Annotated in this window: 12 protein-coding genes; 5 read left to right on the top strand and 7 right to left on the bottom strand. The window is 38.7% G+C overall.

Annotated features, from left to right (window positions below; all coding sequences use genetic code 11):
- Positions 1-523: 523 nt before the first annotated feature.
- Positions 524-2,296, bottom strand: a complete 1,773-nt coding sequence (locus ACYVHJ_RS02310; protein WP_460512196.1) for a RagB/SusD family nutrient uptake outer membrane protein — start codon at positions 2,294-2,296, stop codon at positions 524-526.
- A gap of 18 nt (positions 2,297-2,314) precedes the next feature.
- A complete protein-coding gene (locus ACYVHJ_RS02305) occupies positions 2,315-5,578 on the bottom strand; it encodes a SusC/RagA family TonB-linked outer membrane protein (protein ID WP_460512194.1) in 3,264 nt (1,087 codons plus the stop codon).
- Between the two features lie 1,297 nt (positions 5,579-6,875).
- On the opposite strand from ACYVHJ_RS02305, the gene ACYVHJ_RS02300 reads away from it, so the two are divergent.
- A complete protein-coding gene (locus tag ACYVHJ_RS02300; RefSeq protein ID WP_339904911.1) occupies positions 6,876-7,589 on the top strand; it encodes an NUDIX hydrolase in 714 nt (237 codons plus the stop codon).
- A 183-nt stretch (positions 7,590-7,772) separates the two neighbouring features.
- On the opposite strand, the gene ACYVHJ_RS02295 is transcribed toward ACYVHJ_RS02300, so the two are convergent.
- From ACYVHJ_RS02295 to ACYVHJ_RS02280, 4 genes are all read right to left on the bottom strand, one after another.
- Positions 7,773-9,947: a bifunctional alpha,alpha-trehalose-phosphate synthase (UDP-forming)/trehalose-phosphatase gene (locus ACYVHJ_RS02295; RefSeq protein WP_460512191.1), complete on the bottom strand. Its 2,175-nt coding sequence runs from the start codon at positions 9,945-9,947 to the stop codon at positions 7,773-7,775.
- A gap of 286 nt (positions 9,948-10,233) precedes the next feature.
- Positions 10,234-10,596: a hypothetical protein gene (locus ACYVHJ_RS02290; RefSeq protein WP_339905966.1), complete on the bottom strand. Its 363-nt coding sequence runs from the start codon at positions 10,594-10,596 to the stop codon at positions 10,234-10,236.
- A gap of 1 nt (position 10,597) precedes the next feature.
- The gene (locus ACYVHJ_RS02285; protein WP_460512189.1) at positions 10,598-13,006 is read right to left on the bottom strand and encodes a penicillin acylase family protein; all 2,409 of its coding nucleotides are present in this window, start codon (positions 13,004-13,006) and stop codon (positions 10,598-10,600) included.
- Positions 13,003-13,473: a DUF2911 domain-containing protein gene (locus ACYVHJ_RS02280; protein ID WP_339905421.1), complete on the bottom strand. Its 471-nt coding sequence runs from the start codon at positions 13,471-13,473 to the stop codon at positions 13,003-13,005. The genes ACYVHJ_RS02285 and ACYVHJ_RS02280 overlap by 4 nt, the downstream gene beginning before the upstream one ends.
- A 416-nt stretch (positions 13,474-13,889) precedes the next feature.
- On the opposite strand from ACYVHJ_RS02280, the gene ACYVHJ_RS02275 reads away from it, so the two are divergent.
- Positions 13,890-14,945: an endonuclease/exonuclease/phosphatase family protein gene (locus ACYVHJ_RS02275; protein WP_460512187.1), complete on the top strand. Its 1,056-nt coding sequence runs from the start codon at positions 13,890-13,892 to the stop codon at positions 14,943-14,945.
- Here the strand turns inward: ACYVHJ_RS02275 and ACYVHJ_RS02270 are convergent.
- A complete protein-coding gene (locus tag ACYVHJ_RS02270) occupies positions 14,920-17,196 on the bottom strand; it encodes an efflux RND transporter permease subunit (protein WP_460512185.1) in 2,277 nt (758 codons plus the stop codon). The two genes, ACYVHJ_RS02275 and ACYVHJ_RS02270, sit on opposite strands and share 26 nt — an antisense overlap.
- A 209-nt stretch (positions 17,197-17,405) precedes the next feature.
- Between ACYVHJ_RS02270 and ACYVHJ_RS02265 the strand changes: the two genes are divergently transcribed.
- The 3 genes from ACYVHJ_RS02265 to ACYVHJ_RS02255 all read left to right on the top strand — a co-directional run bounded on the left by ACYVHJ_RS02265 (position 17,406) and on the right by ACYVHJ_RS02255 (position 22,521).
- On the top strand, positions 17,406-19,262 hold the full coding sequence (locus ACYVHJ_RS02265; protein WP_460512183.1) for a M1 family metallopeptidase: 1,857 nt from the start codon (positions 17,406-17,408) through the stop codon (positions 19,260-19,262).
- A gap of 251 nt (positions 19,263-19,513) precedes the next feature.
- Positions 19,514-19,906: a hypothetical protein gene (locus ACYVHJ_RS02260; RefSeq protein WP_460512181.1), complete on the top strand. Its 393-nt coding sequence runs from the start codon at positions 19,514-19,516 to the stop codon at positions 19,904-19,906.
- Between the two features lie 200 nt (positions 19,907-20,106).
- The gene (locus tag ACYVHJ_RS02255) at positions 20,107-22,521 is read left to right on the top strand and encodes a glycoside hydrolase family 31 protein (protein ID WP_460512179.1); all 2,415 of its coding nucleotides are present in this window, start codon (positions 20,107-20,109) and stop codon (positions 22,519-22,521) included.
- Positions 22,522-22,544 lie beyond the last annotated feature (23 nt).

The raw sequence follows: 22,544 nt of genomic DNA, 5'->3' as shown, positions 1-22,544 counted from the left end.
TATTCAACACATTGGAACTTTGTATTTAGCACAATACCTTCCTATAAAATGAATTTGAAAGCCAGCTAAAATGGTAAAACACCTTAACTAAGCGGGGGATAAGGGTGCTTGGAAAAACGGCTTTATAAAGTATAATGGGTTAGGCCGACAATTGAAAAAATAAAATTGTCTCCTTTGGTACAATCTTTTCATCATATTTGGGGATAAATTGGGTTTACAATGAAACCCGAAATATGCAATAAAGCTCCTATAACCTGCTGAAATTGCTTCAATATCAATCAATTGTCGCTTTTATCCATTTCACCATAGCCATGCTATAATAAAATCTCCAAACAGCCTGATATAATTGAAATTACAACCCTCATGGAGAAAGTGTAGGAAATTCTATTCCATAATCCGAGTTAAAGGATCAATTTAAAATATCCTTATTAATTTTCCTTTCCGTTTATAAAAAAGACAAAAAAAAACTGCTATAATCTGATGGAATCAAATCATAGCAGTTTTTTATATAAAATAATATCAATTAATTATAACCAGGATTTTGCTGCAATTGAGGATTTTGAGCTAAATCATCCAGTGGCAATGGCCATAGGTAATGTTTGGCTTCATCAAATACAGGGTCTGCCCAGTCAGTGCCTTTGTATACATCAATATAGGTATTTCCACTTTCAGGATCTACGCTTGTCTGAACAGTAGCTTCCGCAAATCTTGCCTGGTTTTCTGGGCTCCATCTGATACCCATATCAGGAATTTCAAGTTTCTTACCTTGTTTCCAACGCTTAAGGTCTTTGTACCTAAAACCTTCTAAGAATAACTCTACTCTTCTTTCTCTTCTGATTTCTACGATCAAAGAAGAAACTCCATCATTGGCATACCTTGGATCCATTGGAGGATTTAAAGTAAGGTGTGGCATTGCAACCCTATCTCTCAATAAGTTAATACTCATATCCAAATCACCTTGAGTTATTTCTCCCAATTCAGCTTTTGCTTCAGCATAATTCAACAATACTTCAGCGTACCTTAAGATAATACCAGGAGATTCAGCAGTATTATAAGCCTTACCAATCATATCATCCGCATTGTAATGCTTGATGATATGGTATCCTGTAGTGGTAGTATAACCACCCGGCATACCCACAATTCTAGGATAGTCACGACCATCTGCCCTGTGGTACTTGTATTTTTCGGTATCATCAGGGTGAAGAATGGTTTGACGAAGTCTTGGGTCTCTGTTTTCAAATACTGCTTCAAAGGTTTCATCTCCCATGTATTTTGAAGAAAGCGTAATAGGCAATCCATCAGTATCAAGGAAGTCTTCTACAAAACTTTTGGTAGCACCACCGGTGTAGCTAAAGTAACTTTGCACGTGGTTGGTGTAGATCCCCAGTTGGTATCTTCTGTAAACCATCACCTCGGGGTTTCCGCTGATATCAATTTTACGCATAAAGGAATTGAAGTCATTTTCCGGATCGCCAGTATTGTAAATAGCATAAGGGCTATTTTCAATAACTTCCTGAGCTGCCTCAGCGGCTTCTCTCAACCACATATCAGCATCTGCGCCTCCATGGTATTTTCTCCATGTTCCTTCATAAAGACAAAGTCTTGACTTGATAGCTAGTGCAGCCCATTTATTTAGTCTTCCTGGTTCGTTTCCATCTCCCCAGTCTTCAGGAATATGCTCTGTAGCAAAGTTAAGGTCTTCCAGTACATTGTTCATTGCTTCTTCTCGAGGTGTTCTTGCCGCAAATAGCTCATCAGAATCAATATTCAATTCTCTGTCCACCCATGGAACATCACCAAATTTTTGAACTTTTTCAGCATAGAACCAGCCTCTAAGCAGTCTTGCCTCACCTACGTATTTATTTCTGGTTGCTTCAGGAATATCAGCGGTGCCGTAATTCTCAAGACCTACGTTAATTGCTCTTACAAAGTTCCAGCCTTTGTACCCGAAACGCTGAGGACCATTTGGCACCAGTTGTCTACCTGCCCTTACCTGCTGAAAGAAAGCATGCCTGTCATGTCGGGGAGCTAGGTTATCAGAAAACCCATCCAAAAACCAGTAACTTCCCCAGTGGCTGTTAAACCCAGCAAAATGCGCATGCATAATCGGCACGTTATCGTCATTTAATGCCAAATGGTATAGGCTATTGTTATATACCATCAGGTCATTCTCTGTATTCCAGAAAGTCTCATTACTCACCTCATCGAGAGGATAACGCTCTAGAAAATCGTCATTACATGCTGCAAACACTATGGTTAACAGACATGCAAGTGTATATATATTGTATTTTTTCATTCTTCTTCGATTTTATATTTAGAAGGTAATTCTTGCACCCAAAGTATACACCCTTTGCATTGGGTATTCGATAGCTCCGGAGTAAATGGATTCCGGATCCAAAGGCTTACGAATAGGAGAATATTCCCAAAGATTCATACCTGCGAAATAAATATTGGCATTTTGGAAACCAACGGTCTCCATCCAATTTTGAGGAAGGTTGTATCCTAGGTTCATATTTTTCAGACGGATGTAGCCTGCATTTTGCAAGAACCTGCTTTGTGTCTGAATATTCTTCTTATCATTGGTAGAAATATGAGGGTGTGGGAAATAGGCGTCCCTGTTGTCCTCAGACCAAGAATCTGTAATAAAGTATTTCTCTACGTGTCCAGCATTGAATGGGAAAAACCAAGTCCAGTTTCCAGAGGTAGGCCAGTGGTCTCTTTTCCAGATTCCCTGGAAGAAGAGATTAAGGGTAAAGTTTCTCCACTGGAAATTATTGTTCAAACCAAAACTAAGTCTTGGCGTGGTATTTCCAATAATCTTTCTATCTCCCGGATCACTTAATGTACCATTGCCCGGGGAAATAACACCATCACCGTTCAAATCAGCATACTGAATGTCTCCCGGTCTCCAGTTGGCACCTAGCCTTGACTGATCAGGGGCGTTGTCTACTGCTTCTTGGGTTTGGAAAATTCCAACCGTCTCATAACCCCAAATCTCACCTAATTTTTGTCCAACATAATATTGGTTGATAACACCTTCCGGGTTTTCGAATTTGGTGATTTCGGCCGACCAGTCAGACAAAGCCAATGTGATGTCATAATTTAGGTCGTTGTTAACCTGATCTTTCCAGGTTAGGGCCAATTCCCAACCGGTAGTTCTTAAGTCAGCTGCATTGGATTGAGGAGCACTGGTTCCCAAGATAGATGGATAATCTCTACGCATTAACATGTCTTTGGTTTCCCTTGAGTATACATCCAAAGAAGCGTCAATTTTACCACCAAATAAAGTTACATCCAATCCAATGTTTTTGGATACTACAGTTTCCCAAGTAAGGGTTGGACTAACCAAACCTGCAGCAGAAACAAATGGAGTACGCTGACCTGCTGTCAACATAAAACCTGACTGACCGATACCCATTGTAGGTATATACGGATAATAATTGTTACCTAGCAACTGATTACCCAAGGTACCATAAGAAGCCCTTAACTTAAGTTCTTCCATCCAGTTTTTGGTGCTAGCCATCCAGCTTTCATTGGAAATTCTATAACCTGCAGAAAATGAAGGGAAAAATCCAAAACGGTCTTCTGAAGGGAACCTTGAAGTTCCATCATAACGGCCATTGGCTTCCAGAAGGAATCGCTCATCAAAGATATAATTGACCCTATAAAAGGCACCTCTTAAAGACACATGACTGCTGCTTCCGAAAGTCTGTTGCATACCTGTAGTTGCATTCAGGTCTGTAATCAACGGAGTCAATAGTGTATTGGCTTGTGCCCTGATGTATTTATTTTGCCCCCACTCCTGGTTAAAACCTACCATAGTGGTCAGGTTATGAATTTCAGGTAGCTGAAATTTATAATCTGCGTAAGCATTGAATACATAGTATTGATTGTAATTGCTTTGCTCATTGATAAAATCATTACCACTAAAACCATTGCTCACCATGTCTGCCGCCAGTAAGTTAGTATCTACAATTTCAATCTTACTTGCCACATGTTGGGCTGTTCTATGGAAGAAATTATAGGAGAAATTTGACTTAACGGTCAATCCTTTTGCCGGTGTAAGGGTTACACCTTGGGTCAACCAGATGTCATTGTTGGTCCAAGTGGATCGTCCACCATTTTCCAAGTATGGCCAAAAGTTGGTACCTCCAAAATACATATCGATATACTGCGAATATTCATCCCTATCTCCCGGTTCCAAATAGTAAGGAAGGTCAGGAAATTGAATAGGCATAATTGGGTTTACCCTGGCCAGGGAGTTGATATTTACATCCCAGTTATAGAAATATGGCTTATCACTTTGTTGAGAATTAACTACAATCTTTTCATCCAAGGTCAACCAATCTGTAACCTTAAACTCTGCCTTCATCAAGATATTATAACGCTTAAAATTCTCATTTCTGTCTGAATCCAAGTAACCATCTTTGTTTAGGTAACCTAAAGAAACAAAGTAATTGGCATTTTCCGATCCACCTGAAATAGAAAGATCATGCTGCTGTGTAGGTGCAAAGGTGGTCATGATATTTTCTTGGTAATTATTAAACCCATAAAATCTTAGACTACCATTTGCAACGCCCCATTCATTCTCAGGAATTGGGTTCTCAGACCATCTTTTGGTACCATCTACCATGTCTTGATCATAGCTAGGTACTCCGTTGGTACGAATATTGGCAAGGTTTCTTGCTTGAACGAACTCATAAGGATCAGTCACCGGATCCATATTGAAAATAGGTTTAGCCAATGACATTTGACTATTAAGAGAAACCCTTACTTTTCCTGCCTTACCACTTTTGGTAGTTACCAATACCACACCAAATGCAGCCCTTGCTCCATATACGGCAGCAGCTGAAGCATCTTTCAGTACTGAGATACTTTCAATATCATTTGGGTTGATCCTATTCAGATCCATTGGTACGTTATCTACCAATATAAGTGGAGAACCTCCATTAATGGATTGATATCCCCTGATATTAAAACTAGGGCTTTGTGCAGGGTCACCATTTCTTGGAGCAATGTTAAGGTTTGGTATTACACCTTGCAATCCTTCGCCCACATTGGCAATAGGTCTGTTTTGAAGCCTTTCACTGGTGGCTACACCAACAGCACCTGTAAGGTTAACTTTCTCTTGGGTACCATAACCTACTACTACCACCTCATCAAGAGACTGGGTATCTTCTACCAAGGTAATATTGATTGTGCTACGGTTGCCAACATTTACGGTTTGGCTTTCAAAACCAATAAATGAAAATACAATGCTAGCATTTTCGTCAACAGTTATTGAAAACTTACCATCCAAGTCTGTTGCAGTACCAATAGTGGTTCCGGGAACTGAAACTGTTGCTCCCGGTATTGGCATGCCATTTTCATCTGTAACGGTACCCGATACGGTAATATCAGCCTCAGCACTCGTATTCTTAGCACTGGCCAATTCCGTTGGTACCTTTTTTATGTTTTCCAAATTTTTGTCTAAACCTTCCGTCTGGGCTTTTAATCCCACGGAAAACAAACAAAAAAGGATTGCCGGTAGCCATGACATCGGTTGCATGACCCGGTAAAAATGTAAACTTTTTTTCATAGTGGATTATTTGTTAATTGTTTTAATTCTTTTCAGGACCTTCTCCCGAATTTTTGTTGTAACTCTTTCTGAATTATTCTTTCATAGGCATCGTTAAGTATAGTTCTCAAAATTACTTTTATAAATCAAAATATTGATCTGCAAATAGACCTAATACTTTATATTTTCTAAGTTTAAGTAAAATCTAACTGAATGAAACCATATTTACTTGGGAAAGAATGGTTATTTTAGGTTTCTCCGAAATTTTACATTGTCGAAGTTTAGTTATATTTTTATAAAGAAAAAAATTAATCGAAAAAAAATGTAAATATTCAAGAAACAATTTAACATTAACGTTTTAGTTTTAACCCTTAAAAAGATGTTAAATTTTAATTAATCCCTACTAGTTAATTTTAGTGGTCAAAAAAAAGTTTTAACGGTGAATTTACGACCATCAACTAATCAGGCTTTATGTCCAAGACATCCCTTTTTTATTATATCATAGAGTAAATAATTTATATTTATTTCACAAATTCATCAGTTATTTCTAAAGACAAAAAAACTTAATTAATTAGTTAATCCTCTCTTAGTCGATTACAAAAAGAAAAAAACTTTATCCTTCTAATTAGTGAAGAATTTTGATCCAATAAGCCACCGATCTAAATTGAACATTTTAAATATTTTTCGATTGTGATTAACAGCCAAGCGGTAAAAATTATATGAATGTATTTGTGCAAATATTTAACGAAACCTGCCTTTTCTCATTAAAATCTCACCAATTCCACCGTTAATTTGATTTCTATCAAGCTGAGATTAAAAACATCGGAGGAATTAATTTAATTATTACCCAAATTTCAACCTCTATCAATTGTAAAAACGAGTATGTAGTAATGTAACAATATTTGGATTTTATTTAAAAAAGGTAAGCTACCCTATGGGCATGCTGAGGTATTGACCGCCAAGTTAATTAATTAACCAAAATAAATGTCAAAAAACCTTATCCCTAGAATTTATAATTTTCAACAACAATGCAGTAAAATAATCCGTTAAATATAAAAAAAATAATCACCTAGTATTTTACGACATTTTTTTAAACCAAAATATTCTAAATTAATGTATTCATTGAATTTTTTGGTTAAAAACAAGAGTACATTTAAAAAAAATAGCGAAATTTACCGAATCGCAATAAAGCAATAAAACCATAAATAATTAAGTAATTAGAACTAAGAACTTCACGGGTACGTTACTCATTTAGTGAAGTTTATATTATTGACATTCCCATTAATTGGGTTATTTATTAACAAAAATAAAATTAGCAATGTTTAAATATTCGAGTCAAACCAGGGTTTTAGTGGCTGTGGATTGTATAATCTTCGGGTTTGATGGTACAGATTACAATTTATTAATGGTGCATAGGGGATTTTCTCCCGAAAAAGAAAAATGGAGCCTCATGGGCGGATTTCTAAAAGCAGATGAATCCCTTGATGAATCAGCCAATCGAATTCTATATGAACTCACAGGCTTAGAAAATGTCTTTATGGAACAAATGCACACCTTCAGCAAACCCAATAGAGACCCCATAGAAAGAGTTGTAGGTGTAGTCTATATGGCCCTAATTGATATTAAAAAATACCAACACCAGCCACACGATGATTTCCAAGCCCGCTGGTTTCGAATGGACCAAATTCCGAAATTAATATTTGACCACCAAGAGATGGTCGAAATGGCCTTTAATAGGTTAAGAAGCAAAGCTGCCTTTCACCCCATCCTATTTGAATTATTGCCGGAGAAATTTACATTGCCCAAACTTCAAACATTGTACGAAAAATTGTTTGCCACTAAAATTGACAAACGAAACTTTACCCGAAAATTGCTCTCCAGTAAAATCATTCAAAAAATTGAAGAAAAAGACATGACCGCTTCAAAAAAGGGCGCCTTCTACTATACTTTGAACCCTTCTACTTACAAGGAGAATTTTCAAAGAACACTAAACCTAATTCCTAAAAGTGAAATACCTTCCCTAATAGAATAAGGGAAATAGGTTGATAGTTTTGTCATTCCAGAGATTCGATCACCCAATGAAATGTCATCGCACTATAATAGCAAACTTCCAATAATAGCCGGCACAATTCAATGGATAGAATATAAAAAGAACCGTAGCATTATTAAAATACTACGGTTCTCATCTTTTTCAGCGTAAAATTTTAAATCCGTTTTACTCCAATAAACTTTTCAGCAATTCACGCACTGCTTGCGGATTTTTTATATTGTAATTGGCCTGCGTGTAGGTATAGCCCACCCTTATGGTATAAGCATTCTTTGGCATGGCCTTAAAGGTATCTTCATCTGTCCAATCATCTCCCAGGGCCATGATAAAATCATAATCCTCTCCTTTCATCATGGCTGTTGCTGCACGCCCCTTATTAATATCCGGCCTTTTGATTTCAAGGACCTTATTGCCTTCCAGGACTTGTAAATTATGTCCTCTGGCCATGTATTTCAGGTGACTAAACAATTCTCTCATCCGTAGATCACCTAGTCCACTCTCCACTTTCCTAAAATGCCAAACAAGGGAATGGTGTTTTTCCTCAATTAAAGCTCCAGGGGTACGCAGTACATAATACTCCATCACCTTTCTGATGTCCTCTTTCCAACTGTCATCCACCTCAGCATATAAAATCCAATCTTCTTTTTGGTCTTTTCTTTTTAGCCAAACACCATGTTCGGCAATCATGTCAACTTTTTGCCCTTCAAACCAGGTCCCAAGCGTTTCCTTGTCCCTACCACTAATGATCACTGTCTGACATTTTTTCGCCAGTTTAGCAACCAATACTTTCAACTCCTCGTCTGGGTAAGCATCTTGTGGCCTTCCCTTGAACCCAACCAATGTACCATCATAATCCAAAAATAGTAATGGTTTTTTAGCGGCATCAAATGCCTTCTTCATTTGGGCAATAATTTTCTTATCAAGGGCTTTTGATTCCAAATCAGCTTGCTTCTCTTTCACAAACTGTAACCTGTCCATAAACACCTTGACCCACTGAAAAATATCGTATTTTTTCAAACTTGCCTGCATGGAATTTATCCTCACTTCCTGCTCTTCCTCATCCATGGATAGTGCCTCTACAATGGCACTAGTTACCCCTTCCTGATCATTTGGATTGACCAAAATAGCATCCACCAATTCTTTACTGGCTCCGGCCATTTCAGAGAGAATAAGCACTCCCTTTTTATCGGTTTTGCTGGCTACGAATTCCTTACACACCAAGTTCATTCCATCCCTTAGAGGCGTCACCAAAGCGATGTCGGACATACTGTAAAAAGCACTTAACTCATTGAAAGGGAAACTGCGGTAGAAATAATGAATGGGCACCCAGTTTAAGGTTGAAAATTTACTGTTGATGTGCCCAACTAAGGTGTCGATTTCTTCTTTTAAAGTTTGATAAGATTGTACCTGGTCTCTGGAAGGGACCACCACCATTATCATGGATACTTTCCCTCTGTATTGGGGATTTTCATCCAAAAGCTTTTCAAAAACTTTTATTCGGTTAGGTATTCCTTTGGAATAATCCAACCTATCTATCGTTATCAGCAATTTTTGGTCTCCCAAGGTTTGCTTAAATTTCTTTACGAAATTTTGGGTTTTTGGACTGATGGCTGCTTTTTCAAATTTCTCGTAATCGATCCCCATCGGAAAAGCATCCACGTTTATCAACCTATTATCTGCTTGAATAAACCCACTTTCATTGGAAAGCCCCAAGATTCTTCCCACGGCACTTAAAAAGTGTCGCATGTCATCATAGGTATGAAAGCCTATCAGGTCTGCCCCAACCATTCCCTCAAGCATTTGTTTCCTCCAGGGGAGCATTCGCATGATCTCGTAAGAAGGAAATGGAATGTGCTGAAAAAAGGCAATGGTTGCATTGGGCAACTTTTTCCTCAACATCATAGGGAGTAACAAGAGCTGGTAATCATGTACCCAAATGGTATCATCATCACTTGCTTTGGCTAAAATGGCATCGCAAAATTTCTTGTTTACATTCCAATATGCTTCCCAATATTCATCCTCATAATTAATATGTTGGGTGAAATAGTGAAAGGCAGGCCATATGGTTTCGTTACTAAATCCCTCATAATACAACTCCACATCTTTTTTAGTGAGAAATACTGGAGCCATTTTCAATTTTATAAGCTCATCAATCACCTCTTGCCGCTGCCCCTCATCTTCCACGTCATTTCCCGGCCAGCCTATCCAGATATTCTCCCCTTCTTTATAAATTGAACCCAAGCCTGTAGCCAAACCACCGGCACTTGGCTTAAATTCAAATTTCCCGTTTTTATGCTGCAAACTAATCGGTAGCCTATTTGAAACGATAATTGTTTTTGACATTTTATTGTGTTGGTTTATATTTTAAAAATTTTTACAAAAGTGTATACTACTTTTAACCTGAATCTATAAAATAGAAAGTCAATTGCCTCGATTGAATCATTAGTCTATTTGGTTTACCTAAAGCTCCTGACTAACCCTTCTTCTCTTAACAAGAATCAATCCTTTTAGTGAATATCCCGGGGAAAAATGTCATTTTGGGTATTATTTCCTTTCTAATATAATCAAATTGAAAGGAAATAAAAACCACCAAATAAATTACAGGCCTTATGTACTTCCGTTAATTGCCTCAGTATCCGGCATTTCTTTCCCTAAATAATTTCCCTAAAAAATTACCGGTCAATGCACTAGAGCCTCCTATCAAAAAACCCATAACGCCGGTAATTCCTACTAAAATTGTTCCATTTGAAAAACCCATTATCTGAGAAAACTTATCGGGTAGATCCGATCCGGAAACTGACCAAATTACCAATGGGGCGATGACCCAAACACTCGCAACCCCTATGGCTCCTGCTATGAAAGCAAGAAAAGCTGCTCCTCTAAACCAAGCCGACACTGCCCCTATAAGTATCATCATTACGTAATAAGGAACAATTGAACCCAAAAGAAAAGCGATAAGCGCAATAACTAGTGTGTGTATGATAAATTTCATATCAATCTGGGCTAAATTTTGTATAAAACAAATCGCCTGCTGCTTTATTCCTACCCCGCAAGCCTATGGTTAAATACTCTCCGGAAGCCCATGCATCTACTAGATTATCATAGTATTTACTACCGGGATTCCCTGACTGTCCTCCGGGGTAAACGCCAACTGCCTTAATTTCCGACCCCATCTCTACAATCATTCTCCAACCCGGACCCCAGTCTGAAGCCGAAGCATTGACAATACCTTTCCCTCCTCCAATGGGAATATTATACCTTCCAAAAGGAGTTAAATTGGGGATCAAATGGCTTATATGAGTGTTTTTATAGGTGGACCAGCTGATCGAATCTTTACCTACAGTAAGTTCCCCCATCTCTTCCACCATCCCTAGAAAACCTATATTGATCCAAAAAGAAGCTCCTTCTTTCGCCTTGGTTTTGGCATCATCAAACCAGACTCCATTGGGCTCATTTTTTATAAGGTTGGCGAGGTTAAATTTATTGGGATAGGAAATTGGCAAACCTTCAGTATCCCAGGAGGCGTACAAAGCCTTTTCCGTTTGATTCCACCAGGATTGAAACAATGCCGGAGCCATTTCATCAGCAGCAGCATCATAGTCCCAGGCCTCCAATCGAGCCAACCACTTTTCTCCCAACACTTTGTTCTGCCTATTTAGACTATCAAGCATCAGGGGCAATATTTCCGAAGCATGTAGATTATAATTATCCAATTGCAATGCCTTCATATCGTCAACTGTAATAGCAGTACGTTGCAATAATTGGTCTGAAATTCTTCTATTTCTGAAATATTCATAATTATTGTTGTAAACAAAATAAGGATAATTATCAGAAACCGGATGTTGGTTGGCGGAAGTAACAAACTTCTTTTCGGGATTTATTTCTTCGGCATTATGGGCTTCGGGAATATAGCCTTGCCATTCGTAAATTGGCTTGCTTCCATCCATCAAATATTTGCCCTGCCCGCTCCATTTCAAGGGAAACTTCCCCTGCACCTTAATGCCGATATCTCCGTTTCGGGAAGCAAATACGAAATTCTGCGCCGGAGCAGCATAGTGGGTCAGGGCCTCCTCAAAATCGGAATAATCTTTGGCTTTGTTTAAGTTAATGAATGTTTTTTGTTCATTGGAGTCTCCATGGGCCGTCCACTTCAAGGCAAAGTTTGCCGGCTTTCCTTTCATTTTGAAATTCCTGTCGTAAACGACCGGACCATAATGGGTATAGATCACAGTATCAACAAAATCATTTTGTCCTTTTACTGTGAAAGTTTCAAGCTGACGCCTGCTTTGGATCCATTGCCCATTGTATAAATATTCTTCCCTGGAGGAGTCCTTAAAGGTAATTTTGTACCAATCTTTTACATCTCTGTCTGCATTGGTCATTCCCCAGGCTAAATTCTCATTGAAGCCAATGATAACGCCTAAAGTCCCGGGTAAGGTGGCTCCTTTTACCGTATATTCAGGAGTGCTTAGCTGAGCAGCAAACCATAATGAAGGTAGGTTAAGCGCCAAATGCGGGTCATTGGCCAGAATCGGAAAACCTGAAGCAGTTTTCTCTCCTGAAACGGCCCAATTGTTTGAACCCAAACCGGGTTCTTTTTCCGGTAGCAATTGGGTGATTTTAATAGAGTCAATGTAAGTTGTTTCAGGCTCTTTTACTTTAATCGGCTCAAAGTCCCAGGTTTCTTTAGCTACCACAGGCACCACTCCTTGGGGATGCTCCGGGAAAAGACTTTGCTGCCACTCGGCACCAAACAAGTTGCGGAAATTAGTATTGGCCAAATCACTATCTCCCGATAAGGTTTCCGCCATGTTCATTAAAAATAGAAGCGATTTGTAGGGAGTCCAAGGCTCGGGGTAATAATCTAAAAGTTTGTATTCCAAAGGCAATTCTGCCTGAGAAAGTTGGTCGATATAAGCATTCACTCCTTCGGCGTAAGCCTCCATCAACTGCAGAGTTCGAGGATCATTTTTTTTAAGATACTTCAGCTTATTTTTTGCTCCAAAGCCCAAGCCTTTTCTGCGCATTTCCCTATCTCTTTTTAAAGCTATCTCTCCGACAATTTCAGAAAGCCTGCCTTCAGCAGCCAAAGCCTGAAATTCCATTTGCCATAACCTATGTCTGGCGGTGGTATAACCTTGGACTTTATAAAGGTCTTCTTCATTTTCCGCAAAAATATGCGGGATGAGGTTTTTATCGTAGGTTACCTCCACTTCCGCCTGAAGTCCGGCTAGGTTGACTTCCGAATCAGGATTATAATCCTCACTGTATGCATTTTGCCAGAACCCTTTGAAGGGATCAAAAATCTTGGCCAAAGGAGGTAAGCTGGCCATGTTTATTGATAAACTTACAGCCAATAATAGTGAAAACAGCAATGAAAAAAAGAACCCTATATATTTCATTCAATATTTACCAATACTTTAGCTTTTTCCCATTTAATTTCTATTCCTTTATTTACCACTTCGATGGAAAGCATTTCCTGATGGTCAGTTCCAAAAGTTGGGCTGACATCTACCCGTAATACATCATTCTCTTCATTGTATTGAAAATGACCATGTTCCAGATCCCAATCCGAGTTTAAAATGATTGTCCAAGGCTCATCTTCCTTAGGAATGGTAAACAAAGAATACCTTCCTGCCTCCACCGCTTCTCCTTCTACTTTAACTCCTTTCTCGAAGGTCACATTTGTTGCTTCATTCGCCCCTGTTCTCCAAACCTCACCATAGGGCACCAAATCTCCCCAGATAACCCGTCCTTTAACTGAAGGTGCACCATATTCTACAGCCACAGCTTTTCCACCAATATTACCGGAAGTTGTTTTTAAAGGACTGGCCCTTTCTTTGACGTCATTTGTTGTATCCTCCGTCATCGTTTCATTTGACTTTGAAGAGGGATTTGAACAAGAGAAAACCCCAAAGCATATGGAAAAAACTAATAAACTAAAAAATAGTTTTCTAAGGTCATTCATAGTGATAAAGATTAAATTTCACACTAATCTATGTATTTTTTCCTTAATCAGCCATGCATTAAAGGTTAAATATCAATTTCATGCCACCCATGGTTAATCTATGGTTTAAATTAAATTCCTGATACCAGTTAAAACCTTATTTTAGGACTTGTGGAAACTTCATTTTTTTGGTTGGCAGGATATTTTTAATTTTGGAAAAAAATTTATGGCCTGAAAAATAGGCAGGGCTAATATTGGAGCAATACCCTGAGAAAAAAATAAATCTATTGGTATCGCACAAAATTATTACCAATTTGTGAATTATTTAAATCTTCACTATGCGCTTTATTATCATTTCTATTTTTTTTATTTCTATGGCCCTATTTTTCAGCGTGCATATTTCACCTGAAACATGGGATTATACCGGCCTTTTGCCTTTGCTCATTCCTGTTTTTCTAATGCTCAATATTTTTTTGGTTGTCTTATTGCTTTTCGGAAGATTTCGATTAATTATTTACCCGATCCTGGCATTAATTATTGGATGGAAGTTTCTAGTGGTAACTTTTCAGTGGAACGAGCCCGATACCAGCACTGAAGGCTTTACTTTTTTGAGTTACAATACCATGTTATTTAACAATAGCTGGGGCAAGGATAACGAAAATATGATAACAAATTCCATAAAATGGGCAAAAGAAAACCCCTCTGACATCAAGTGTTTTCAAGAGTTTTATCAAGATTACACCACCCCCTCGAGAAATTCCTTAAAGATGATCAGTGATAATGGTACTTATGAATATGCCTATTATTCTGCAAATGGGAATGAAAAAAAGAAATCCTATGGTATTGCTATATTCAGTAAATACCCTATCATCAATAGTGGTAAGGTCTTTGACAATAAAAGAAATAACGGAGCCATGTTTGCCGATATTAAAATTAACCAAGATACCATAAGGGTTTACAATACCCATTTGGAATCCATGAATATCAAAGCTGCAGACCTTGACAATCTGGATGGAATAAAAAATCAATACCGGGCTACAATTAAGAAATTAAAGGAGGGAATAAAGCTTAGAACTTCTCAGATGTTGCTCTTAAAAAAGCACATGGCAGATAGCCCATACCCGCTTATTTTAGCAGGGGATTTTAATGATTTGCCATACAGCTATACTTACTTCAAACTTAGGGAGGATTTTGAAAATGCTTTTGAAAGCAAAGGCAGGGGCTTTGGTTTTACCTATAATAAGGTTTTGTTTTTCTTGCGTATTGACAATATGTTTTTTGATAAAGCATTGGAAGTATTACAGTTTAAAACTTTAAGGGAGGTAGATTATTCAGATCATTACCCCATTTCTGCGCTTTTTGCCTTTCCTAGCCAGAAGGAAGCCGGCGATTGACTTTTTGCTCAACCACCTGCTTGAAAGGTATCAATAAAACCGGCAGCCAAAACAAGTCTGCCAAAACAGCAAAAATCAAAGAAAGACTTACCAAAATTCCGGTAAACCACGGGATTTCCAAATCACTAAATGTCAACATCGCAAAGCCTGAAACCAAAATAATGGTAGTTAGGACAATGGCTTTTCCGGTGGTCAGAAAAGTATTAATTAAGGCAGTTGGCAAGTCTTGACCTTTCATCATTTGCATCCTTAGATTGGTCATAAAATGAATACTATCATCCACTGCGATGCCAAAAGCAATGGCAAAAACGATGGAGGTGGACAGTTTAAATTCTATTCCAAACCAATACATGACACAACCCACCCAAACCAAGGGAACGATATTTGGCAAAAGGACAAGGAAAGATACTCTCCAGGACCTAAAAAGAAACCCAATGATAATACCTACAAGCAAAAAGGCAAAACCAAGGCCGGTGAAAACCTTATAGGTTACCAGTTCATGGCTCTTGTCAATTAAAAAAGAAGTCCCTGTCAACCTGACTTGAAGTACCTTCTCGTCAATATTCTTTGCCACAAAGGCTTCTAATTCCTCCTTTTGCCTTTTGCCTATTAAACTACCATTGTCTGCTGTTCTAGAAGAAAGCCTGCCTTCTGTTCTATCTTCCGTCCACACTTTCAAATTTTGAGTAGTACCAATTCTTTCTATCAAGGGTTGCATCCTGTCGTATGCCAAGGCAGAAGGCAAAGTAAAAGCCTTGTCGTTCCCTCGGTTTTGTGCTTTATTGACCGCTTTTACAGCCGTCAAAGGAGACATAATAAAGGCTGAGTTGTAATTCTCAACAACAAATTCCTCCAACTTTTCTATTTCTTGAAGGACTTGATAATCCAACAAGCTTCCATCTTTGTCTGCCGTCTGAAGGTATATTTCCAAGGGTTTGGATCCTCCATAATTTTGATCAAAAAATCGGAAGTCCTCCAATAGGGCATGGTCTTCCGGAAGGCTATCCAACAAATACCCATTGGTTTTTACACGGGACATAAAATACCCCGCCACCAGGGTAATCAGCACAAAAACAATGAAAACAAGCTTGCGCCTGTTTATTACGTTAATATAGAAGTATTTTAAAAGTCCATTCCATCTCTTTGCCCATAATTCCCGATTGGAGGATGGCAAAGGAGGAAGCTGAAATAAGGCAAAGGGCAATATGGAAAAAAGAGCCAAAAACATAAACATTACGCCGAAACCGGTATATACACCAAACCACATTAAGCTGGGAACATTGGTGAAATACAAGGACACAAACCCTAGTGCAGTAGTGAGGGCTGTCAAAAAAACCGGTAGACCAAGGGTTTTGAAGGCATTAAAAATGGCTATCTCCTTTGGGAGTTTTGAGGTTAAAGCGCTTTGGTAATGGTTGACCACATGAACCATCCCACTTAGACCTATCACCATTAAAATGGGAGGTTGCATGACGGACATCACATCCAATTCTCCACCCGTCAAAAGCAAAAATGCCAAACTCCAAAAAATACCTGTGATAATAATAACAAATGGTAAAACCACACCCCACCAAGAGCGGTACATTACCCAGAGTAATATCAAAACACCACACATGGCAAAAGTCATGAAGAAGGAAAATTCCTCTTGAAGCAAAGTTACAAATGCCCCTTGAGCCTTGATCTTCCCTGCAGCCTTAAAGCCGTCAAATTCGTAGGTTTTTAACTTTTGCTCTATATTTTCATACAAAGCATCTCCCTGCTCTTTGGCAATCATTTGCTTATTTTCAACCAGCAACAGAAGAGTATTGCTTTTCTCATCAAACAAATTCCCCTTCCACTGCCTGTCTTGATTGATATTTTCAGCGCTTGTGGAGAGGGTTTCACCGGAAGTCCAGTCTAACAAAGGCCTGTAATTAATCCCAAATGGGCTGATAACCGGTTCTTTCTGGTCAAGTATTGAAATCACCTCATCTACCCCTTCCATTTGCTTCAGCTCCTGAGAAAATGCCAATGCCTCTGCTAAAAATGTGCTGTCGAATATTCCTTGTTCATTTTCAAGTGCCAGCAACAAATAGTCATTGTCATTTTGAAAAGTGGCCCTATACCTTTGGTAAAAATCCAAGTCAGGATCATCCTGTTGAAAAAAATTTTCAAAGTCATAATTAAAACTTACACCCTTCCAAGAAAGCAAAAAAAGTATTGACAGCGTTCCTGCAAAAACAAGTGCCCATTTGGACATTTTCCTATTCATTATTTGCGCTTTTTAGTCTTAAAACACGATTTATACATTCCTCTTTCTAACTTATTGCTCAACTTAGAAGGAAGGAAAAGTAAACTTAGAATATTTTTTTCACCTGTTGTATACAATTCTTTTTATTGACCATTAAAACAGCTGCGTTGATCAAAGGTTTTGGCAGCTTGCATAATTTACCATAATTTAGGGCCAAAAATTAGGCACACATGAAAAAAATCACGGTACTTTTTCTTGCAGTCATGAGTATCCATTTCTTATTCGACCAAGAAATTTTTGCCCAATCTCAAAGGTGGCAGCAGTCGGTAAGTTATCAGATGGATATTGAAATGGATGTAAAAACCAATCAATATACAGGAAAGCAAACCATTGCCTATAGCAATAATTCTCCGGACACACTCAATCAACTCTTTTTTCACCTTTATTACAATGCTTTTCAGCCGAATAGCATGATGGATGTTCGCTCAAGGTCCATTTCAGATCCTGACAGGCGGGTTGGGGATAGAATATCCAAGCTCTCGCCAGAGGAAATCGGTTTTATCCATGTGGAATCTTTGTTAATAAATGGACAGGAAGTTGAGATGGAAGAGGTAGGAACCATACTGGAAGTGCAGCTACCGGAACCCATTTTGCCACACAGTACTGTACTTTTGGAAAGCGAATTTATCGCCCAGGTGCCCCTTCAAATCCGTAGAGCAGGAAGAGACAATGCGGAGGGCGTTAGGTATTCCATGTCGCAGTGGTATCCTAAGCTGGCCAATTATGATGAACAAGGTTGGCACGCGAATCCTTATATCGGAAGAGAGTTTTACGGAATTTGGGGAGATTTTGATGTGAAAATCACCATTGATAAATCCTATATCCTTGGAGGAACGGGCTACCTTCAAAATAACAATGAAATAGGATATGGTTACGAAGACGAAGGTGTAGAGGTAAAAAACCCTTCGGGAGCTACCCATACCTGGCATTTTTATGCCCCCAAGGTTCATGATTTTATGTGGGCTGCAGATCCAAATTATACCCATGAGAAATTAATAACAGAAGATGGCATTACGCTACACCACCTTTATGTTAAAAACAAGGAAACAAAAAATACCTGGCCAAAGCTTAAGGAGTACACGGCTAAAACCATGGCTTATTTGAGCGAAAGATATGGGGCCTACCCCTACAAGCAATATTCTGTCATCCAAGGTGGTGATGGAGGTATGGAATATCCCATGGCAACATTAATTACCGGTCACAGACCCATGGGCAGCTTGGTAGGTGTGATGATGCATGAATTGGCTCACAGTTGGTTTCAGGGTGTATTGGCCTCTAATGAATCCCTTTATCCCTGGATGGACGAAGGATTTACCACCTATGCCAGCACCCTGAGTATGTCCGCTAATTACCTCAAACCTACTGCCAATGAAAACCCTCTTAAAGGAGCCTATGTAGGCTATGAAAGACTTGTCAAATCAGGTCTTGAAGAACCTTTGTCTACCCATGCAGATCATTTTCATACCAATACGGCTTATGGCTCTGCCTCTTATTCCAAAGGAGCGCTATTTCTGGCCCAATTGGGCTACATTATTGGTGAAGAAACCAGAAACAAGGCCATGTTAAGGTATTGGGAAGCCTGGAAATTCAAACATCCCAATGTAAATGACTTTATCCGAATCATGGAAAAAGAGAGCGGCATCGAGTTGGACTGGTACAAGGAGTATTGGGTGAACTCTACCAAAACAATAGATTATGTCATTTCTGAAGTTACTGAAAAAGACAATGCACTGACCGTAATGCTGGAAAGAAAAGGCCTAATGCCAATGCCAATTGACCTTATTGTCACCTATGAAAATGGTGAAAAAGAAAGTTATTATTTCCCATTGGCGATTATGCGCGGTGGCAAAGCAGCGGAAAGCGATTTACCTGAAAGAGTAAAGACAAGCCGATGGCCCTGGACAAACGAAACCATAGAAATAAGTATTGACCAATCCACCTCAAAAGTGGCATCCATTCAAATTGACCCTTCAGAGCGAATGGCAGATATTGACAAGTCCAATAACCTATGGACGTCAGCCAAGTAAGTATCTACAAAAGATTTACAAAGCCCTCATCAAGTTTACCACTTTTTGAGGGCTTTTTTTTAGCTAAAAACTTGAGATTCACTATTTTTTACCAAGAAGTTTCAAGCCTCTTCAACAAATCGAAGTAAAAAACAGCATTCCCTTTCATCCATACCAACACTCCTTCAACACCTTAATAAACCGATCACATAAATAAAATTTGCAATTTTTTCTTTTAATCATTGGGATTTTTATCAGGATATATCTACCTTATGAAAGGATTAGTAACCATTAAACATCTAGACATGAGAGTAGCCACTTTATTCATTTTCTGTTTTTCGCTTATAACCGTTGGATTGTATGCACAAGATTTTCCTGAAATAGAAAGGCAGACTAGGGACAAGACCTACCATTTCCAAGAATTTGAATCCATGCAGCTTGATGCAATTGATCCTGACAAGGTTTCTGTCACGACTAGCAATGAGGGAGACTTAGCATTTGAAAGATCACCGACTATGGTTGCACCAATGGGAAACTATAGGGATTTTAAAATCATTAAAATCACACTTCCTCCAAAATCTGCTATTGTGCCCAATAAAGACATTACGCTTCCTGAGCCCAAACAATATTTAGTGAAACGGCTTGTGAAGGCCAAAGAAAATTGAATTTTTTAATTGATTTAGATTTTTGATTTAAGGTTAAAGGTATTGGGTTTCACCCAATACCATTTTTTTTATCCCCCTTCTATTAAAATGCTTAATAGCTTGATTTCCATAGAACTTGGAGCAGTTAATATAAACGATTGCCATTCATTTTTATCTTAGGTTAAAATTGTTCTTATTGAAGCAAACAAAGATTCAGATCAATGAACAGCAATAAATCTAATTTGTTAGTACCAGGTCAAATAACCAACGAAAAGCTTTCAAGTACAGGAGTTTTCGGAAAAACTGAAAATTGCTATTTCAAGTTAACGGTTTACAATGAAACCAGCATCCGGGTCCAAGTTTCAATTAAGAGCGAATTCAGCCCCAACCCTTACAGTGTCATTGCTTCTCCTGAGGAGGTAAAATTTTCTTGGGAAGAAAAAAATGACCACTATGTTTTAAAAACGAAAAAGATAGAATTAATACTTGAGAAAGATAATTTTAGGCTAATCTTTAAAAACAGCTCGGGAACTATCCTTAGTGAGGATGCTGCCCTTTTTGGTATCAATTGGCAAGGTACTGCAGTAAGTTGCTATAAGAAATTACAGCAATGGGAGAAATTCATCGGTTTAGGAGAAAAAACAGGTGGATTGAACCGGTATGGACAAACCTATACCAACTGGAACACAGATCATTTTGGCTATGGAACCAATGCCGACCCTTTGTACTTATCCCTACCCTTTTATATAGGCTTACACCATGATAATTGTTACGGTATCTTCTTTGACAACAGCCATAAAAGCACTTTTAATTTTGGTGCCGGAAACAATCGATTCTCCTACTTCACCGCTGAAGATGGGGATCTCGACTATTATTTTATTCATGAAAAGAATGTTGAGGGAATCATTTCAGCCTACACCACATTGACAGGCAAAACCCCAATGCCTCCTAAGTGGGCTTTGGGCTATCAGCAATGCCGGTACTCCTATTATCCTGACAAAGAGGTTATCCGCTTGGCCAAAACCTTTCGAGAAAAAGAAATCCCCGCTGACACCATTTATCTGGACATTCACCATATGGAAGAATGTAAGGTTTTTACTTTCGATAAAAAGCGATTTGAGAAACCCACTGAACTGATCAAACACATTAAGAATTTAGGGTTTAAAGTGGTGGTCATATTGGATCCGGGTATAAAAGTAGACGAGGACTACCCTCCTTATACAGAAGGAAATGAACAACAGTTGTTTATAAAATATCCCGATGGAAAAAATTATGAGGGACAGGTGTGGCCGGGCTGGTGTGCCTTTCCGGATTTCACTAAGCCTGAAACAAGAGACTGGTGGGCAGAAAAGTTAAATTTTTATTTACAGGCGGGGGTAGATGGTTTTTGGACAGACATGAATGAGCCGGCAACATGGGGCCAAACCATCCCGGACCTCGTTCAGTTTAATTATGAAGGACAAATCGCCAGCCACAAAAAAAGTAGAAATGTATATGGTTTACAGATGGCAAGAAGTACGAATAATGGGCTAGCCAACTATCACCAAGGTAAAAGACCTTTTGTTTTGACCCGTTCCGGCTTTGCAGGCATACAGCGCTATGCAGCGGTCTGGACCGGAGACAATGTGGCCAGTGATGAACATATGCTGGCCGGCGTAAGGCTGGTAAATAGCCTGGGCTTAGGTGGCATTTCCTTTGCAGGATACGATATCGGAGGATTTGTTGGCAACACCCAACCAAAATTATTCGCTCGATGGATAGCCTTAGCTACCTTCTGCCCCTTGTTTCGGGCACATACCATGATCAATAGCAATGCCTCAGAACCTTGGGCTTTTGGTGAAGAAGTGGAACAAATTTCCAAGAATTATATCCGGTTGAGATACAAACTATTGCCTTTAATTTATACCGCTTTCTACAAGAGTTATCAATCAGGCATTCCTCTTAGTAAAAGCCTTTCTATTGATTATTCCTTTGACGACAAAGTCTACCATGGTGCTTATGAAAATCAATACCTGTTTTGTGAACATTTATTGGTGGCGGCAGTGGAAAGCTACAAGGAAATTACTAAAATCTACTTGCCTGAAGGAACATGGTATCATTTTTTTACCGGAGAAAAATTAGATGGGGATCAAGAATTGCTTTGGGAATGTCCCATTGAATACCTTCCGGTATTTGTTAAAGCCGGGGCTATTCTACCCGTGCAATCTGTAAAAACCCATACTGAAGACGTTAAAGATGGTCAGATAAACATACACATTTACAAAGGAATGGGCCTTTCTGAACAATTAATTTATGAAGATGATGGAAAAAGCACAGCTTATCAAAAATCATCTTTTTCCAAAACTCTGATCCGAATGGATTTTACGGCAAACAAACTAAGCATTGAGAAAATTGCAGCTAATTATGAGAGTGAATACCACACTGCCAATTTTTTCTTTCATGGAATGCAGCTGCACAAGGCAAGTTTAGCGGGGAAAAAACTTGAAATAAGCCATAAGAATGTGGCTTTCTTGGATGAAATTTCAGAATACGATCCCTTACCTGAGGCTGACCACTCATTTAAAATCTGTCAAAATGTCTCGGGATTTTCTATAAGCCTTGAGGGTAAAGAAAACCGTAGCATTCATTTGAACTAATAGGGCATAAAAAAACCTCTCTA

It is taken from the genome of Cyclobacterium sediminis (assembly GCF_054781075.1).
The sequence above is the reverse complement of the archived record's forward strand: the minus strand, read 5'-3'. Positions and strand labels throughout refer to the sequence as shown.

What these genes read in the sequence shown, in the direction of transcription:
- ACYVHJ_RS02295 (WP_460512191.1), bottom strand. Translation starts at nt 9,947, where the DNA reads ATGTCAAAAACAATTATCGTTTCAAATAGGCTACCGATTAGTTTGCAG.
- ACYVHJ_RS02280 (WP_339905421.1), bottom strand. Translation starts at nt 13,473, where the DNA reads ATGACGGAGGATACAACAAATGACGTCAAAGAAAGGGCCAGTCCTTTA.
- ACYVHJ_RS02275 (WP_460512187.1), top strand. Translation starts at nt 13,890, where the DNA reads ATGCGCTTTATTATCATTTCTATTTTTTTTATTTCTATGGCCCTATTT.
- ACYVHJ_RS02285 (WP_460512189.1), bottom strand. Translation starts at nt 13,006, where the DNA reads ATGAAATATATAGGGTTCTTTTTTTCATTGCTGTTTTCACTATTATTG.
- ACYVHJ_RS02310 (WP_460512196.1), bottom strand. Translation starts at nt 2,296, where the DNA reads ATGAAAAAATACAATATATATACACTTGCATGTCTGTTAACCATAGTG.
- ACYVHJ_RS02305 (WP_460512194.1), bottom strand. Translation starts at nt 5,578, where the DNA reads ATGAAAAAAAGTTTACATTTTTACCGGGTCATGCAACCGATGTCATGG.
- ACYVHJ_RS02255 (WP_460512179.1), top strand. Translation starts at nt 20,107, where the DNA reads ATGAACAGCAATAAATCTAATTTGTTAGTACCAGGTCAAATAACCAAC.
- ACYVHJ_RS02270 (WP_460512185.1), bottom strand. Translation starts at nt 17,196, where the DNA reads ATGAATAGGAAAATGTCCAAATGGGCACTTGTTTTTGCAGGAACGCTG.
- ACYVHJ_RS02265 (WP_460512183.1), top strand. Translation starts at nt 17,406, where the DNA reads ATGAAAAAAATCACGGTACTTTTTCTTGCAGTCATGAGTATCCATTTC.
- ACYVHJ_RS02290 (WP_339905966.1), bottom strand. Translation starts at nt 10,596, where the DNA reads ATGAAATTTATCATACACACACTAGTTATTGCGCTTATCGCTTTTCTT.
- ACYVHJ_RS02260 (WP_460512181.1), top strand. Translation starts at nt 19,514, where the DNA reads ATGAAAGGATTAGTAACCATTAAACATCTAGACATGAGAGTAGCCACT.
- ACYVHJ_RS02300 (WP_339904911.1), top strand. Translation starts at nt 6,876, where the DNA reads ATGTTTAAATATTCGAGTCAAACCAGGGTTTTAGTGGCTGTGGATTGT.